Here is a 17,006-nt window from a genome sequence, read left to right on the forward strand (position 1 = left end):
ACCGAGGGATCAGTCGTGCGAGTGGAGGGGCTTGCCGGCCAGGGCCAGGTGGGCCTCGCCGAGCGCCTCGCTCTGCGTCGGGTGCGCGTGGATGAGCTGCGCGACCTCGGCGGGCAGCGCCTCCCAGTTGTAGATCAGCTGGGCTTCGCCGACCTGCTCGCCCATGCGGTCGCCGACCATGTGGACGCCGACCACGGCACCGTCCTTGACCTGGACGAGCTTGATCTCGCCCGCCGTGTTCAGGATCTTGCTCCGGCCGTTGCCCGCGAGGTTGTACTTCAGAGCGACAACCTTGTCCGCGCCGTAGATCTCCTTGGCCTTGGCCTCGGTGATACCGACGGAGGCGACCTCCGGGTGGCAGTACGTCACCCGCGGGACACCGTCGTAGTCGATCGGAACGGTCTTCAGACCGGCCAGACGCTCCGCCACCAGGATGCCCTCGGCGAAGCCGACGTGCGCGAGCTGGAGGGTCGGGACGAGGTCGCCGACGGCGGAGATGGTCGGGACGTTGGTGCGCATGTACTCGTCGACCAGGACGTAGCCGCGGTCCATGGCGACGCCCTGCTCCTCGTAGCCCAGGCCCTGGGAGACCGGGCCGCGGCCGATGGCGACGAGCAGGATCTCGGCCTCGAACTGCTTGCCGTCGGCGAGGGTGACCTTGACACCGTCCTGGGTGTACTCGGCCTTCTCGAAGAAGGTGCCCAGGTTGAACTTGATGCCGCGCTTGCGGAACGCGCGCTCGAGAAGCTTGGAGGAGTTCTCGTCCTCGACCGGGACGAGGTGCTTCAGGCCCTCGACGATGGTGACGTCGGTGCCGAAGGACTTCCACGCGGAGGCGAACTCGACGCCGATGACACCGCCGCCGAGGATGATCGCGGACTTCGGCACACGGTCCAGGACGAGGGCGTGGTCCGAGGAGATGATGCGGTCGCCGTCGATGTCCAGACCCGGCAGCGACTTCGGCACGGAGCCGGTCGCGAGGAGGACGTGGCGGCCCTGGACGCGCCGGCCGTTCACGTCGACGGAGGTCGGGGAGGACAGTCGTCCCTCACCCTCGATGTAGGTCACCTTGCGGGAGGCGACGAGCCCCTGGAGCCCCTTGTAGAGGCCGGCGATCACGCCGTCCTTGTACTTGTGGACGCCGGCGATGTCGATGCCCTCGAGGGTGGCCTTCACACCGAACTGCTCGCTCTCGCGGGCCTGGTCGGCGATCTCACCCGCGTGCAGCAGAGCCTTGGTGGGGATGCATCCCCGGTGCAGGCAGGTGCCGCCGACCTTGTCCTTCTCGATCAGGGCGACGTCCAGGCCCAGCTGCGCCCCGCGCAGGGCCGCGGCGTAACCACCGCTGCCACCGCCGAGGATCACTAGGTCGAAAACGGTGCTGGCGTCGTTCGCCACGTCACGTCCTCCATGCATGTGCGCCGTACGCCGGTCTTCACTGACCGGCAGGCGGCTGGTGTCCGGCCGCTCGTTCTTCGGCCCTTCGGTGGGGCCCTGTCCTGCCGAGCCCCATCTTCGCACTTGTCAGCACAGAAGGAGACGCCGGGCTGCTGTGTGAGACGCCCCACGTTCAGATGAGAGACGCTCCTGGAGGACAGCGCCCCCTCCAGGGGGCGGGGAACTGCGCGAACAGCCCCCGCGCCCCCGCACTCGCCACACAGCCGGCGAGAGGCGGGCTCTCAGGCGGGACTCAGCCCAGATCACCCGCGGCCGTCAGCTCGGCGAGCCGGACCAGCGTCCGCACGCCACTGCCCGTGCCGCCCTTCGGCGTGTAGCCGAACGGCCCGCCCTCGTTGAAGGCCGGCCCGGCGATGTCGAGGTGCGCCCAGGTGATGCCCTCGCCCACGAACTCGCGCAGGAACAGCCCGGCGACCAGTCCGCCGCCCATCCGCTCACCCATGTTCGCGATGTCGGCCGTGGGCGAGTCCATCCCCTTGCGCAGGTGCTCCGGCATCGGCATCGGCCACGCCGGCTCCCCGACCTCCTCCGCGGCCTCGTACAGAGCCGTACGGAAGGCGTCGTCGTTGCCCATGATCCCGAAGGTCCGGTTCCCCAGCGCCAGCACCATGGCCCCGGTCAGCGTCGCGACGTCCACGATCGCGTCCGGCTTCTCCTGGGACGCCGCCCACAGGGCGTCGGCCAGCACCAGCCGGCCCTCCGCGTCGGTGTTGAGCACCTCCACCGTCTTGCCGCTGTACATCCGCAGCACGTCACCCGGACGGGTCGCGGAACCGGAGGGCATGTTCTCGGCCAGGGCCAGCCAGCCGGTGACGTTGACCTCCAGGCCGAGGCGCGCGGCGGCGACGACGGCGGCGAACACCGCGGCCGCGCCGCTCATGTCGCACTTCATCGTCTCGTTGTGACCGGCCGGCTTCAGCGAGATGCCGCCCGAGTCGTACGTGATGCCCTTGCCGACGAAGGCGAGGTGCTTCTTCGCCTTGGAGGAGGTGTACGACAGCTTCACCAGGCGCGGACCGGCCGCCGAGCCCGCCCCGACGCCGAGGATGCCGCCGTAGCCCCCCTTCTCCAGGGCCTTCACGTCGAGCACCTGCACCTTGATGCCGTGCTCCTTGGCCGCGGCCTGGGCGATCGCGGCGAACGACTCGGGGTTCAGGTCGTTGGGCGGGGTGTTGACCAGGTCGCGGGCGCGGTTGAGTTCCTCGGACACGGCGACGGCACGCTCGACGGCGGCCTTGTACGCCTTGTCGCGGGGCTTGCCGCCGAGCAGGGCGATCTCGGCGAGGGGGGCCTTGCCGTTCTTCGCCTTGGGGTCCTTGCCGTTGTCCTTGTAGGCGTCGAAGGAGTACGCGCCGAGCAGCGCGCCCTCCCCGATCGCGCCGGCGTCGGCGGCGTCCGTCAGGGGGAGGGCGAAGGCGGCCTTCTTGGAGCCGGCCAGGGCGCGGGCGGCGATGCCGGCGGCCTTGCGCAGGGCCTCGGAGTCGTAGGCGGCGTCCTTCTCGGGCACCGGGCCCAGGCCCACAGCCAGCACGAGCGGTGCCTTGAAGCCGGACGGTGCCGGCAGCTTCGTCACCTCGCCCTCGGCACCGGAGGCGCCGAGGGTCTCCAGAACGCCGGCGAGCCTGCCGTCGTACGCCTTGTCCACGGCCTCGGCGCCCGGCGCGACGACCGGCCCCTTGGCACCCTTGGCGACACCGATCACGATGGCGTCGGCCCGCAGACCGGGCGCCGCGGCGGTGCTGAGAGTGAGAGCAGTCACGGTGGTGAAATCTCGCTTCCGATGTGAAGTTGCTGTGGTCGAACGGTGTGGGTCGACCGGGCCCGACAGCCGACCCTATTGCGACCTCAGGGTTCGGGTATCACGGGGCCTTCCCCGGTGCGGCGAACACTCGACGACGAGACTACGCGCGCGGCCGTGTTCGCTCGCTCCTGCGGGCGTTCACCTGACGGTGGCGTAGTGGCCATTTCTTGATCCTCTATGTCGGTGAACTGAGTCACACTCGTCGGGATCCGGTGAGCGTCCTGCTCGCCGCTTTGCATGATTTCCACGGATCCTCCTCTGTTCGACCGCAAGGGGATCTCTGGGATCTTCAGGGGGAGGAACCATGGCGCAGCGTGCGCGCAGGTGGAGAAACACGGCCGCAGCGGTGACGGCGGCGGGCATGATCACGGCCGGGGCGGTGGCACCGGGGGCGGCGGCCGCGGAGGCACCACGCATCGATCTGAAGGTGCTGGTGGTGAACAACGGCGACAGCTCCGTCCGGGCCGTCACCGCCCAGCTGAAGAGCACGGGCGTCCCGTACACGACCGTCGACCTGAACGACGCGGACCGCCCGAAGATCACCGAGTCGTTCCTGAGCGACACGGTCGGCGGCCGTCCCCGCGCCAAGTACCAGGGCGTCGTCCTGCCGAACGAATCCCCGTTCGGCGCGGGCTCCGCCGAGCAGACGGCCCTGGAGACCTACGAGCGGACGTACGGCGTCCCGCAGGTCGACGCGTACACCTGGGCGCACCCGGAGGTCGGCCTCGACTACACCAGCGAGGGGGGCTGGGCGGGCGCTCTCGACGGGCGCGAGGCATCCGTCACGGCGGCCGGGAAGGCGGGCTGGTTCGGCTATCTCGACGGGGCGTTCCGGTTCGAGGACAACTCGGCGTCCGTTCAGGAGAGTTACGGCTACGTGGCCCGGCCCCGCGCCGGCTTCACCAGCTACGTCGACATCCCCGTGCCGGGCGGCACCGGCCGCGGCAGCCTCGTCGGCGAGTACGCCCACGACGGCCGCCGCGAACTCGTCGTCACCTTCGCCTACAACGGCAACCAGCAGCAGTTCCGGCTGCTGGCCCGGGGCATCGTCGAGTGGCTCACCCAGGGCGTGCACCTGGGCCGGACCCGTAACTCCTTCGCCGTGCACATCGACGACGTGTTCGCCCCGGACAGCCGCTGGGACACCGAGCGCGACTGCACCCCGGGCGACTTCGACTGCGCGGGCGGCGACGGCGAGGGCACCACGCCGATCCGCATGACCGCGGACGACGCCGCCCACGCCGCCCAGTGGCAGCGCGAGCACGACTTCACCATGGACATGGTCTACAACGCCGGCTCCGGCGAGGAGTGGAAGGCCCAGCACGGCGGCACCGACGCGCTGACCGACCGGCTGCTCGCCGACAAGGCGCAGTACCGCTGGGTCAACCACACCTATACGCACCCCTTCCTCGGCTGCGTACAGGACACCTCCACCGTGCCGTGGAGCTGCGCGAAGAACGCCGACGGCTCGACCACGTACATGAGCCGCGCCGAGATCGCCGCGCAGATCCGCGACAACCACAACTGGGCCGTGAACAAGGGCCTTCCCGTCGACCGCACGGAACTGGTCACCGGTGAGCACTCGGGCCTGAAGACGCTGCCCCAGCAGCCCGCCGACAACCCGAACCTGGCCGGCGCGCTCGCCGACACCGGCGTCAAGTGGGTCGCCTCGGACAACTCCCGCGAGCCCGAGCAGCGGACCGTCGGCAAGGCACTGACCGTCCCGCGCCACCCGATGAACGTGTACTACAACGTGGGCACGGCGGCCGAGATGGCCGACGAGTACAACTGGGTCTACACCTCGCGGGCCGACGGCGGCAGCGGCGTCTGCGAGGACAACCCCACCTCGACCTGCCTCGACGAGCCGCTCGACCCCGCCACCGGCTACGCCGAGCACATCGTGCCGCAGGAGGCGCGCACCGCCCTCGGACACGTCCTCGCCGGCGACCCCCGGCCGCACTACGCGCACCAGTCCAACCTGGCCGAGGACCGGCTGCTCTACCCGGTCATGGAGAAGGTGCTGGACGACTACCGGGCCCTGTTCGCCGACAACACCCCGCTGGAGAACCCCCGGCACAGCGCCGTCGGCACCGAGGTGCAGCGCCGCGCCGCCTGGCAGACGGCCCTGGCCAACGGCCGCGTGACGGCGTACCGGATCGGCAACACGGTCACGGTGACGGCACCGTCCGGGACCCAGATCCCGGTGACCGCGCCGGACGGCACACAGAAGCAACTGCTGCTGGGTACCAGCGCGTTCGGCACGCCGTACGCGGGATCCCGCTCGGCCTGGACGACCCCGGCGGCACTCCAGTCGGCTCTGACACTGAAGCTGCCGTAAAGGGGCGCGGGGCCGTATTTGATATGCGGCTCCGCCGCGGGGGCGCGACCAGCCCGAACGAGGCCCGCACTCGGCATCCCGGGCAAGCAGTTCCCCGCACACCATCCGCAACACAGGGGGAAACACGCATGAGGCGAACAGGCCGTCATGTCACCATGCTCACGGAAGGCACCTACCCGCACGTCCACGGCGGCGTCAGCACCTGGTGCGACCAGCTCGTCAAGGGCATGCCCGAGGTCGACTTCCACCTCGTCTCGCTCACCGGCAGCGGCCGCGAACCCGTCACCTGGGAACTGCCGCCCAACGTCTACGCGCACACCCCGGTCCCCACCTGGGGCCCGCGCCCCGGCCGCAGAAGGCCCCCGTACGGCAGGGCCCGCCGCCGCTTCACCGAGACCTACGAGCGTTTCCTGCTCTCCTTCCTCGACCCCGGCTCGCACGCCGACTTCGGCGAGTCCCTGAACGAGCTGGCCGGACTCGCCCGGGACGGACGCCTGTCGGCGGCCCTGCGCACCGAGTCGGCGCTGCGGTCGCTGATGTGGATATGGACGATGCCGCATCTGCCGACGGCCGCCGCCCGCCCCGCCCTGCACGACGCGCTCACCGCGACCGACCTGCTGGAACACGCCCTGCGCCCACTCGGCGTCCGCATCCCCGAGGAGTCCGTCGCACACGCCGTCAGCAGCGGCCTCGCGACCCTGCCCGCGCTCGCCGCCCGCCACCTGGACGGCGTGCCGTTCCTGCTCACCGAGCACGGCATCTACCTGCGCGAGCGCTACCTCGGCTACCGCCGAGACGCCCAGCGCTGGCCCGTGAAGGCGTTCATGCTGGGCTTCTACCGGGAGCTGAACTCCTACGGCTACCGGGCCGCCGACCTGATCACGCCGTGCAACCAGTACAACCGCCGCTGGGAGGAGCGCGGCGGCGCCGACGCCGACAAGATCCGCACCGTCTACAACGGCGTCGACCCGGCCGCCTTCCCGCACGCCGGCCCCGAGCCCGGGGTCCCCACCCTGTCCTGGTGCGGCCGCATCGACCCCATCAAGGACCTGGAGACCCTGATCCGCGCCTACGCGATGGTGCGCGCCGAGATCCCGGCGACCCGGCTGCGGCTCTTCGGCCCGGTCCCGCCCGGCGGCGAGGCCTACCGCACCCGTCTGGAGAAGCTCGCCGCCGAACTGGGCGTCACCGACGGCCTCACCTTCGAGGGCCGCATCACCGAGGTCTGGCGCGCCTACGCGGCCGGGCACCTCGTCATGCTGTCGTCGATCTCCGAGGGCTTCCCGTTCTCCATCATCGAGGCCATGTCGTGCGGCCGTACGACGGTGTCGACGGACGTCGGAGGAGTGCGCGAGGCCGTCGGCGACACGGGTCTGGTCGTGCCGCCGCGCGAGCCGGAGAAGATGGCCGCCGCCGCGCTGACGCTGCTCAAGGACGATCAACGGCGCATCGAGCTGGGGGAGTTGTCGCGACAGCGCGTCATCGACCGGTTCACGCTGCGCCGCTCGGTGGACGCCTTCCGCACGATCTACAAGGAACTCGCGGGCGAGGACGAGGTGTACGAGCCGACGCTGGAGACCGTCGCCGACTGGACGCTGGAACTGCGCCACCCCTGGTACGCAGCCGTCGCGACGGACGGCGCGGGCTGGTGAGCGGAAGCGTCTGGCTGCCCCCGGGCTCCCGCCCGGACACCCTCCCCGCCATCCCCCGGCAACGCACCCCCAGCTGGGCCCGGCCCGACCCGGCCGACGAACTCGCCGACCGCCTGGAGGACTTCATAGCCGCGGCCGTGCACCCGGACGAGATAGCCGCACTCCTGGAGTCCGACGGCCTCTCCGACGACCAGATACGCCAGCGGTACGGCGTGAAGAACTCCTTCGCGCTCGCCGAGACCCTCTACGAACGCGTCGAGCGCCGCTACCCCGAGCCCGACGGCCCCCTCCACGACCCCTGGCGGATCGGCCTGCTCGGCTGCCTGCTGCGCGGTCTCGTCTTCGCCCTGCCCGGCCTCGCCTACGTCCTCGGCGCGCCCCTGTTCACGGGCCCCGGCGACTTCGGCCTCCCTGCGGGCACGGTCCCGCTCCTGGCCGGCGCCCTGTGCGGCTGGACATGGAACCAGGGCCTTGCCCACCGGGCGTACGCCTGGCTGGGCCTGGGCGACCGGACGGCGGCCCGGCGGGCCCTGCTGCTCGGCGCCCCGGCCGGCGCGCTGCTCGGCTCGCTGGTCGCCCTGGCGTTCGCGGGCGGCGCCGCCCCGGCCGTGGTCGCCTTCGCCGCCGGGCAGTCCTGCTATCTGGCGGCGGCGACCGTGCTGCTGGTGATGGGCCGCGAACGGTTCCTGCTGGCCGCGCTCGCGCCGATGGCGATGGGCGCGGTCCTGTCCCTGGTCGACCCGCTGCCCGAGGCCGCGAGCCTGGCCCTGCTGCTGGGTTCCCTGGCGGCGGTCGCGGTCCTCGCCGTCCGCGAAGTGGCACCCGCCCTCAGGGAACCGGGCGAGGGCGGCTGGACCGCAGGCCTCGTCGCCCTGCTGCCCTTCGGCGGGTTCGGCACCGTCCCCGCGCACCGGCGCCCCGCCGGACCTCGGCCGGCGGCCTCCCTGCCGTACGCCCTGTTCGGGCTCGGCACCGGCGTCCTCGTGCTGTACGCGGCGCTCGGCGACGTCCTCGCCGGAGAGACGGACGGAGCGGTCGCCGCGCCCGCCGCCGTGGCGCTCACCCTCAGCATGGGCCCCGCCGAGTGGCTGCTGTACCGCTTCCGCAGCGACAGCCTCGCCGGACTGCGCTCCAGTAGCACCGCCCGGGACTTCCGGCGCACCACCCTCCTGACCGTCGCCCAGTGCCTGGCCGCCTATCTCGCCGCGCTGCTCGCGCTGAGCCTCACCGCCTCCCTCCTGTGGCCGCACTCCCCGGTCCCGGGCGGCGTCCGGCTGGCCGGGCTGCTCCTGCTGGGCGTGGTCCTGTGGACCGGTCTGCTGCTCCAGTCGTTCGGCGCGGTGACCGGCGCGACGGCGGTGTGCTGCGCAGCGGCACTCGTCCAGACCCTGCTCATCGCCACCCGCACCGGCGACCCGCCCACGGCGGGCCTGGCCGTGTACGGCGCGGCGGCCGTCGTCCAGGCCGTCCTGGTGTGCGCGCTGCTGGGGAGGGCAACCGCCCACCGATGAGCACTCTCCTGGTCCCGTACTACGAGCACCCGTCCGCCCGCCCCGCCGAATGGGAGGCGATCCTGGCCGCCGCGCCCCGCCTCTACGGGGTCGTCCTCAACCCGGCCAGCGGCCCCGGCGACCGCCCCGACGCGGCCTTCGCCGAGGTCGGCGGCCGGCTCAAGGAGGCGGGCGTCCGGGTGCTGGGGTACGCCGACACCGACTACGGCCGCCGCGCCGCCACGGACGTCGTCCGCGACCTCACCCGGCACCGCGACTGGTACGGCACCGACGGCGCCCTCCTCGACCAGGTCCCGGCCGGGCCCGAGCAGTTCGAGCACTACCAGAGGCTGGCGGTGGCCGCCTGGGGCGTCGGCTGCGGCACCCTCGTCCTCAACCACGGCACGGCACCGCACCCCTGCTACGCCCGCATCGCCGACGTCCTCGTCACCTTCGAGGGCAGCTGGGCCTCCTACCAGGCCCTGCCTGACCAGCCCTGGCCGGGCGGCGGCGGGGTGCGGCTGTGCCACCTGGTGTACGGCGTGCCGCCCGGCGCCGACCCCGAGGGCCTGGCGCGGGAGCGGGGCGCGGCGGTGCACTGCGCGGTGCCCGGCACCGGAGATCATCCTTGGGGCACTCTGCCGTACACCCTGCACAATCCGGAGAACGCCCCGTGAGACGCCCCCTGCTCGCCGCCCTGCTCGTCCTGCTGCTCGCGGGCTGCGCCCAGGGCCCCGACGACAAGCCCGGCCCCCGCTGGCAGCCCCGCCCCGGCACGGCCTGGCAGTGGCAGCTCAGCGGGCGTCTGGACACCTCCGTCGACGTGCCGGTCTACGACATCGACGGCTTCGACCACTCCGAGGCCACCGTCGCCCGGCTGCACCGCGAGGACCGAAAGGTCATCTGCTATCTGTCCACCGGGGCCTGGGAGGACTTCCGCCCGGACGCGGAGAAGTTCCCGAAGCCGGTCCTCGGCCGGGGCAACGGCTGGGAGGGCGAACGCTGGCTCGACATCCGCCGTACGGACGTCCTGGAGCCGCTCATGGCGGCCCGCATGGACATGTGCCGCGACAAGGGCTTCGACGCGGTGGAGCCCGACAACATGGACGGCTACCGCAACGACACGGGCTTCCCGCTGACCGCCGCCGACCAGCTCCGCTACAACCGCCTCATCGCCCGCCTGGCCCACGACCGGGGCCTGGCCGTCGGCCTGAAGAACGACCTGGACCAGATCCCGGAACTGGTGGGGGACTTCGACTTCGCGGTCAACGAACAGTGCGCCCAGTACGGCGAGTGCGGGGCCCTGAAACCGTTCGTCGAGGCCGGCAAGGCCGTCTTCCACGTCGAGTACGAGGTGCCCACCGGCCGCTTCTGCGCCGAATCCCGCCGCCTGCGCTTGAGTTCACTGCTCAAGAAGCACGAACTAGGGGCGTGGCGACAGGAGTGCTGAGCCCGAGCCCGGTGACCTCCGTGCCCGCCACCCGGTCGGCGAGGGACCGGCGGGCGGGGGAGAGGACCGGCAGCGCGTTCAGCAGGAACAGCACGACCGCGACGGCCCACACCAGCACCGACAGCACGACCTGCCCCTCGACCAGCAGCACACAGGCCACCGCGTAGACGGCGACGTCCGCCGTGGTGGTGACGGCGGCCCGCAGCGCCGCCCTGCGCGGCAGCCGCGGCGTGACCCTCAGCCCGGCCAGGCCCTTGCCGACCGTCCGCCCGGCCAGGGCCAGACACGCCCATTGGTAGAGGAACACTGTCAGGACCAGCAGCCCGAAGGCCTGCTCGACGTACAGCACCGACTTGTCCCACAGCTTCAGCCCCAGGTCTTGGGAGGCGTCCAGCACGTCGCCGCGCGAGGTCAGCAGTTCGAGCCCGCTGCGGGTGGCGAGCTCGGGCACGTCGGTGACGAGCGCGGAGACCCGGTGGAAGGTGAGCACGGCGAGCGCCGAGGCCAGCGCCACCACCAGCGCGAAGTCGACGGACCAGGCCACGGCACGGCGCAGCTTCGGCATGAACATCCCCCGATCACTTGTGTGTCCGGGGCAGGAAGCTAGCGGCTGGGCGGTCCGGGCAGGAGGGGAACGAGGAGATCGTTTCAGCCCAGTGACAGAACGACCAGCGCCGTGGTCGCCGTCGTCTCGGCGAGGCCGCCGAACACGTCCCCGGTGATCCCGCCGAAGCGGCGCGTGCAGTGCCGCAGGAGCGCTTCGGCGGCGGCCAGGGAGAGCAGGACCGCGAGCGCCGTGCGGGCGATGTCGTACGGCCCGAAGGCGGCGGCGACCGCCGCGGCCACGCCCATGACGGCGACGCCGGCGAGAAGCGCCCCGCGCACCGGCACCGCACCCGCGACCGCCGCCCCCAGCCCCTCCGGCCGCGCCGCCGGCACCCCTGCCCGGGCCGCGAGGGTCAGGGCCAGCCGGGCGACCGTCGCCGAGACGACGGCGGCGCACGCGCCCCTGGCCCAGGAGGCGTCGTAGGCCTGGGCGAGCGCGGCGACCTGGGCGAGCAGGGCGAGGACGAGGGTGATGACCCCGAACGGCCCGATGTCCGACTGCTTCATGATCCGCAGGGCGTCCTCGGCGGGCTTCCCGCTGCCCAGCCCGTCGGCGGTGTCGGCGAGCCCGTCGAGGTGCAGTCCCCGGGTCAGGGCGGCGGGGACGGCGACGGTGGCCACGGCGGCGAGCGGTCCGCCGGCACCGAGGAACAGCAGCACCAGCCCGACGGCGGCGGCGGCCGCACCGACCGCGAGCCCGGCCAGCGGGGCGCACAGCATGCCGCCGCGTGCGGCCTCCCGGTCCCACCGGGTCACCCGGACCGGGAACACCGTGAGGGTGCCGAAGGCGAAGCGGAGACCGTCGAGGGGCGAGGTTCTGGGCACCGGCGCAGGCTACCGGCCGGTCAGAAGAGCGGATGCGGCGGCCGAGGATAAAGTTCACATATGGGATGGCTGGAGCGGAACATCATCGAACCCGGCAAGCTGCCACTGCTTCTCGCCCTCGTCTCCTTCGTGCTGACGTTCCTGATCACCCGGGGCATCACCCGCCTCATCCGGGCGGGCAAGGGCCCCTTCCGCAACGTCAGCGGCAGCGGCGGCCTCCACATCCACCACGTGGTCCCCGGCGTCATCCTGACGATCGTCGGCGGCTTCGGCGCGGTGGCCGGAGGGCAGCACGGCTTCGGCTCGGCGCTGGCCGCGGTGATCTTCGGCATCGGCGCCGGCCTCGTCCTCGACGAGTTCGCCCTGGTCCTGCACCTGGCCGACGTCTACTGGACCGAGGCCGGCCGCAAGAGCGTCGAGATGGTCGTCCTCACCGCCTCACTCGTCGGGCTGCTCCTGATCGGCTTCTCGCCCCTGGGCGTCAACGACCTCTCGGACGACCAGGAGCAGAACCGCGCCACCGTGATCGTGAACGTCGTCGTGAACTTCGTGTTCGCCCTCATCGCCCTGTTCAAGGGCAAAACCCGCCTCGCGGTCTTCGGGGTGATCATCCCCGTCATCGCCCTGATCGGCGCCGTACGGCTGGCCCGCCCCGGCTCCTACTGGGCCAAGCGTTTCTACCGGCGCCGCCCCCGCGCCCGCGCCAAGTCCAGCCTGCGGGCCTACCACCACGACCGCCGCTGGCTGGGCCCCCGGCGCGCGTTCCAGGACTGGATCGGCGGCGCGCCCGACCCCGAGCCGACCCGGTCCCTCGAACACCGCTGACGCGCCGCCGGCGCACCGCACCGACCGCGCACACGACCAGCACGGCCGCGATCGCCGCCAGATGCTCCTTGCCCGCCAGGTTCTCCTTCAGGGCGACCTCGGCCACCATCGCCACGATCACCGCCCCCGCTGTGAAGTACGCGCGGTAGCGCCATCCGAGGTACACGGCCAGCCCCACCACGGCCGCCGACGGCCCGGTGTCCACGACCCGCGCGTCCGCGGCGGGCAGGCCCAGCGGGACGTCCGGGCCCAGCCGGACGCCCAGGCGGGCGTACAGCGTGCCCGCGAGCGTCGCGAGGTACGCCATGAGCAGCGTCCGCCGCCGGCCCAGGCAGAGCTCCGCGATGCCGAACACCAGCAGGATCTGCGCCAGCGCGCCCCACACCGGCAGGTCCAGCGCGGGCACGAACAGCGACAGCGGCGTCCGCAGCAGCGCGAGCCACAGCGGGTCCTCGGCCCGTACCGCCCCGATGTCCTGCACGAACCCGTAGCCCCAGGGCCGGCTGTGCGCGAAGTGCAGCGCGGCAGTGAGGCACACGGCCCCGACCGCCATCGGCACGGCCCGCAGGCGCCGCTGCCGCAGCGGTTCGCGCACGGCCGCGTACAGCGGCCCCCATTCGGCGCGGGCCCAGCGGGCGAGCGTGGTCATCGGGTCGTCCTCGTCCGGTGTCGGTACATGGGCGAAGACCGACCGGAAGGGGACGAAGTTGAGCCAGGTGTGCGTGAGCTGGATCTCCCGGAACGCTACTGCTCGGAGGGAACCTCAGAAGCCTCCGAGACCTCAGAAGCCTCCGGGACCTCAGGGGCCTCGGCACTCTCCACCGCCTCGGACTCCTTCGGCTTCTCGGGCAGCTCCGCCGCCAGCGCGGCCGCGGCCTGCACCAGGGGGAGCGCGAGCAGACCGCCCGCGCCCTCGCCGACGGTCACGCCCTGGGTCAGCAGCGGCTCCAGAGCCATCCGGTCCAGCGCCTTGGCCTGCCCGGGCTCGCCGCTGTCGTGCGCGGCCAGCCACCAGTCCGGCGCCCGGAACGCGATCCGCTGCCCGACCAGCGCGCACGCGGCCGTCACGACCCCGTCGAGCACCACGGGCATCTTCCGCACCGCGCTCTGGAGCAGGAAGCCCGTCATCGCGGCGAGGTCGGCCCCGCCCACCGTCGCCAGCAGCTGCAACTGGTCCCCGAGCACCGGCCTGGCCCGGCGCAGCGCGTCGCGGATCGCCGCGCACTTGCGCATCCACGCCAGGTCGTCGATCGCCAGCCCGCCCCGGCCGGTGACGACCGACGCGTCGACCCCGCACAGCGCCGCGACCAGCACGCCCGCCGCCGTGGTCCCGCCGACGCTCACATCGCCGAGCACCACCAGATCCGTACCGGAGTCGGCCTCCTCGTCGGCCACCGCGACCCCGGCCAGGAACGCCGCCTCGGCCTCCTGAAGGGTAAGCGCGTCCTCGACGTCGATGCGTCCGCTGCCGCGCCGCACCCGGTGCCGTACGACGTCCGCGGGCAGGGCCTCCGGGTCGCAGTCCAGGGCCATGTCGACGATCCGCACCGGCACGCCCAGCCGCCGCGCCAGCACCGACACGGGCCGGCCGCCCTCCAGCACCTCCCGCACCAACTCCCCGGCGCCGCCCGCGGGCCGGGCCGAGACGCCCAGCTCGGCGACGCCGTGGTCACCGGCGAAGAGCACCACCCGCGGCCGTTCGATCGGCCGCACCGGCACGGCGGACTGCGCCGCCGCCAGCCACTCACCCAAGTCGTCCAGGCGGCCCAGCGACCCGGGCGGCACGATCTGCCGCTCCCGGCGCGCCTCGGCGTCACGGCGTACCCCGCCGTCCGGACGCTCGATCAGATCGGTGAAGTCGTCGAGATTAAGCGAGCTCATTCGCCGAACAGTACCGGCACCGCTCGAACAGCAGGGCGCCACATGACGACTCCGCGGCGGCGACGTCGTTGCACCCCGGATCGGCATCCCATACGTTCCGGTTTGCAGCGGATTGTCGTACGTCGTTCGTCGGACGTCCCTGCCGTACGCCATCGCGCCCGGGAGCCGCCCATGACCGCACATCCCGCCCCCTCCGCACCACCCACCCCCCAAGCGACGACACGGGTGCACGAGCCGCGCCGAGAGGACTGCCCCTGGTGCGGCTCGGCCCGGCTGCGGAACCGGCTGCGCACCGGTGACCTGCGGCAGTACAAGCCGGGCAGCTTCACCGTCGACGAGTGCCGGGACTGCGGCCACACCTTCCAGAACCCCCGCCTCACGTTCGAGGGCCTCGCGCTCTACCACCGGACGGTGCGCGGAGCGCCCCGGGACGCCGCCGCCGACACCCTCCTCGCGCTACGCGGCAGCCGGCTCCGCCACCGCTCGGCCGCCCGCGCGATGCTCCGCTTCGGGGAGCCGGAGAGCTGGCTGGACGTGGGGACGGGCCACGCCCGCTTCCCCGCGACAGCCCGGGAGTTCTTCCCCTACACCTCCTTCGACGGCCTCGACCGCACCCCGCGCGTGGTCAGCGCCCGCTCGGCCGACCGCGTCGAGGAGGCCCACGTGGGCCGCCTGACGGACCCCCGGATCTCGGCTCCGCTGCGCGCCCGCTACGACGTGGTCAGCATGCTCCACCACCTGGAGGGCCTCCCCGACCCCCGCGCGGAACTCCACGCCGCCCTCGAAGTCCTGCGCCCCGGCGGCCACCTGCTCATCGAGACCCTGAACCCCCGCAGCGTGTACGCCGCGCTACTGGGCCGATGGTGGCTCGCCTACGACCAGCCCCGCCATCTGCACCTGCTCCCCCCGCACAACCTCCGCGCGGAACTGGAGGCGGCCGGCTGCACGATCGCGCTCCTGGACCACCGCCCCGTGCACATCCCCCACGACCTCTCCGGCGCCACGGCCCTGGCCCTCTCCCACGCCCTTCCCGCCCCCGACACCCCCTGGCGAGCGATCCCCCCGCCCCTGGCCCGTCAACACCTCCGCGAGGCCCTGCTCCGAGCGGGTATCCCCTTGGTGGCCCTGGCCGCGGTGGCAGACCACCTCATCGCCCCACTGGCCCGCCGCACCCGCTTCGCGAACACGTACCGCTTGATCGCCCGCAAACCGGCTTAGCCGCGGGAGACGCCGCGCACCGTCACCCCCGCAGCACCACTGCCTGCCCCGCCACCACCAGCAACACATGCTCACACTCGTCCGCGAACCCCGCGTTCAACCGCCCGAGTTCATCCCGGTACCGCCGCCCCGACGCGGTAGACGGCACGATCCCCGACCCCACCTCGTTCGACACGGCGACGACGGTCCGCCGCGTCGAACGCACTGCCTCCGTCAACTCCCGCACCCGCTCCCGCAACGCCTTCTCACCCCGCTCCGCCCACACCGCGTCGTCCCACGCCCCCGCGGCATCCATCGCATCCGTCAGCCACAACGACAGGCAGTCGATGAGCAACGGCGGCCCCTCCTCCTCCAGCAGCGGCACCAGATCGCACGTCTCGACCGTCCGCCACGACCCCGGCCGCCGGTCCCGGTGCGCGGCGACCCGCGCCGACCACTCGGTGTCACCGTTGCGCGATCCGCCCGTCGCCACGTACAGCACGTCCGGAAAGGCCTCCAGCCTCCGCTCGGCCTCCACCGACTTGCCCGACCGCGCCCCGCCCAGCACCAGCGTCCGCCGCGGCACGTCCGGCACGTCCTCGTAGACCCCCACCGCCAGCGTCGTCCCGTCCGGCACGGCCCGCGCCCCGGCCGCCGCGAGCCGCCGCCCGAGCTCCGGACCGGGCGGCACGTCGTGGTCCAGGTGGACGGCGACCACATCGGTCGTCGCCCCCACCGCCCCCACCGCCCGCAGCTTCGCCAGCGCGTCCGGCCGCCCCACGACGTCCGCGAGCACCATGTCGTACGACTCCGCCGGCTCCTCCAGCCCCGCCGGCGCCCCGCCCGGCGGCAGATACAGCAGCCGCTGCCCGTCCGGGCCGGTCACCGCGTACCCCGTGCCCGGCGCGTCCAGCGCCACCGCCCGCACCCGGTGCCCGGTCAGCAGCGTCAACTCCCGTCCGTCCGGTACCCGTCCGGGTTGCGGCAGCCCGGCCGGCACCTCGACCGCCGGCCCGTCGTGCGGATGCGACAGCAGCACCTGCCGTACGCCGGTCAGGGAACGGCCCGCCCGCGCGGCCGCGAACGCGGCTCCCGGCGTCAGGTCGAGCAGCAGCGCCCCGTCCAGGAGCAGCGCGGTGGCCGCCCTCGCGTCAGGGCCGAGAGCGGCCGCACAGGCCGCGCAGGGACAGTCGGGGCGGGGAAGTCCCGCGGGTGCGCCGGTGCCGAGGAGAGTGAGTTCCACGCCCCGATTCTCACCCGTGCACATGGAACACGCGTGATGGAGACGCACCTGAGGGGCGCGGGCCGTATCGATATGCGGCTCCGCCGCGCGGGCGCGCCCGGCCCACCACGACCCGCACGCACCCACTGACCTGCACACCCGACCACATACCCCGCCCCACCCAGCGGAGCGCATAGGCTCTGGTCAGGAGCCGGACCAAGATCCGGCTTTTCGCTGTGCAGTGTGCTCACACACATGGGA

General features: G+C 72.8%; 13 protein-coding genes. 7 read left to right on the forward strand and 6 right to left on the reverse strand.

Annotated elements, in window-relative coordinates; translation table 11 throughout:
- Window positions 1-9: 9 nt before the first annotated feature.
- Window positions 10-1,398: a dihydrolipoyl dehydrogenase gene (gene lpdA, locus QC385_RS16740; protein WP_279542132.1), complete on the reverse strand. Its 1,389-nt coding sequence runs from the start codon at window positions 1,396-1,398 to the stop codon at window positions 10-12.
- A gap of 292 nt (window positions 1,399-1,690) precedes the next feature.
- The gene (locus QC385_RS16745; protein ID WP_279542133.1) at window positions 1,691-3,217 is read right to left on the reverse strand and encodes a leucyl aminopeptidase; all 1,527 of its coding nucleotides are present in this window, start codon (window positions 3,215-3,217) and stop codon (window positions 1,691-1,693) included.
- A 346-nt stretch (window positions 3,218-3,563) separates the two neighbouring features.
- Between QC385_RS16745 and QC385_RS16750 the strand changes: the two genes are divergently transcribed.
- From QC385_RS16750 to QC385_RS16770, 5 genes are all read left to right on the forward strand, one after another.
- A complete protein-coding gene (locus tag QC385_RS16750; RefSeq protein ID WP_279542134.1) occupies window positions 3,564-5,597 on the forward strand; it encodes a hypothetical protein in 2,034 nt (677 codons plus the stop codon).
- A 128-nt stretch (window positions 5,598-5,725) separates the two neighbouring features.
- A complete protein-coding gene (gene pelF / locus QC385_RS16755; RefSeq protein WP_279542135.1) occupies window positions 5,726-7,249 on the forward strand; it encodes a GT4 family glycosyltransferase PelF in 1,524 nt (507 codons plus the stop codon).
- Entirely contained in the window at window positions 7,246-8,760 is a 1,515-nt protein-coding gene (locus QC385_RS16760) for a hypothetical protein (RefSeq protein ID WP_279542136.1), read from the forward strand. The genes pelF and QC385_RS16760 overlap by 4 nt, the downstream gene beginning before the upstream one ends.
- Window positions 8,757-9,416 (forward strand): spherulation-specific family 4 protein, encoded by a 660-nt coding sequence (locus QC385_RS16765; RefSeq protein ID WP_279542137.1) that lies wholly within the window; start codon window positions 8,757-8,759, stop codon window positions 9,414-9,416. The genes QC385_RS16760 and QC385_RS16765 overlap by 4 nt, the downstream gene beginning before the upstream one ends.
- On the forward strand, window positions 9,413-10,189 hold the full coding sequence (locus QC385_RS16770; RefSeq protein WP_279542138.1) for an endo alpha-1,4 polygalactosaminidase: 777 nt from the start codon (window positions 9,413-9,415) through the stop codon (window positions 10,187-10,189). Before QC385_RS16765 ends, QC385_RS16770 begins: the two co-directional genes overlap by 4 nt.
- Here the strand turns inward: QC385_RS16770 and QC385_RS16775 are convergent.
- Complete coding sequence (locus QC385_RS16775; RefSeq protein WP_279542139.1) at window positions 10,149-10,754, reverse strand: RDD family protein; 606 nt, start codon at window positions 10,752-10,754, stop codon at window positions 10,149-10,151. The genes QC385_RS16770 and QC385_RS16775 overlap by 41 nt on opposite strands.
- Before the next feature lie 83 nt (window positions 10,755-10,837).
- Window positions 10,838-11,620, reverse strand: coding sequence for an adenosylcobinamide-GDP ribazoletransferase (locus tag QC385_RS16780; RefSeq protein WP_279542140.1), 783 nt, complete (start codon window positions 11,618-11,620; stop codon window positions 10,838-10,840).
- A 60-nt stretch (window positions 11,621-11,680) separates the two neighbouring features.
- Here QC385_RS16780 and QC385_RS16785 point away from each other — a divergent pair, with 60 nt between their 5' ends.
- Complete coding sequence (locus tag QC385_RS16785; RefSeq protein WP_279542141.1) at window positions 11,681-12,445, forward strand: hypothetical protein; 765 nt, start codon at window positions 11,681-11,683, stop codon at window positions 12,443-12,445.
- A 744-nt stretch (window positions 12,446-13,189) separates the two neighbouring features.
- On the opposite strand, the gene cobT is transcribed toward QC385_RS16785, so the two are convergent.
- On the reverse strand, window positions 13,190-14,326 hold the full coding sequence (gene cobT / locus QC385_RS16795) for a nicotinate-nucleotide--dimethylbenzimidazole phosphoribosyltransferase (RefSeq protein WP_279542142.1): 1,137 nt from the start codon (window positions 14,324-14,326) through the stop codon (window positions 13,190-13,192).
- Between the two features lie 171 nt (window positions 14,327-14,497).
- On the opposite strand from cobT, the gene QC385_RS16800 reads away from it, so the two are divergent.
- Window positions 14,498-15,544 carry a class I SAM-dependent methyltransferase gene (locus tag QC385_RS16800; RefSeq protein WP_279542143.1) on the forward strand — a complete coding sequence of 349 codons (1,047 nt, stop codon included), beginning with the start codon at window positions 14,498-14,500 and terminating at the stop codon, window positions 15,542-15,544.
- Between the two features lie 22 nt (window positions 15,545-15,566).
- Here QC385_RS16800 and QC385_RS16805 read toward each other — a convergent pair whose 3' ends face one another.
- Complete coding sequence (locus QC385_RS16805; RefSeq protein ID WP_279542144.1) at window positions 15,567-16,766, reverse strand: bifunctional adenosylcobinamide kinase/adenosylcobinamide-phosphate guanylyltransferase; 1,200 nt, start codon at window positions 16,764-16,766, stop codon at window positions 15,567-15,569.
- Window positions 16,767-17,006 lie beyond the last annotated feature (240 nt).

The sequence above is a fragment of the Streptomyces sp. DH10 genome (assembly GCF_029813805.1).
Taxonomy (GTDB): Bacteria; Actinomycetota; Actinomycetes; order Streptomycetales; family Streptomycetaceae; genus Streptomyces; species Streptomyces coeruleofuscus.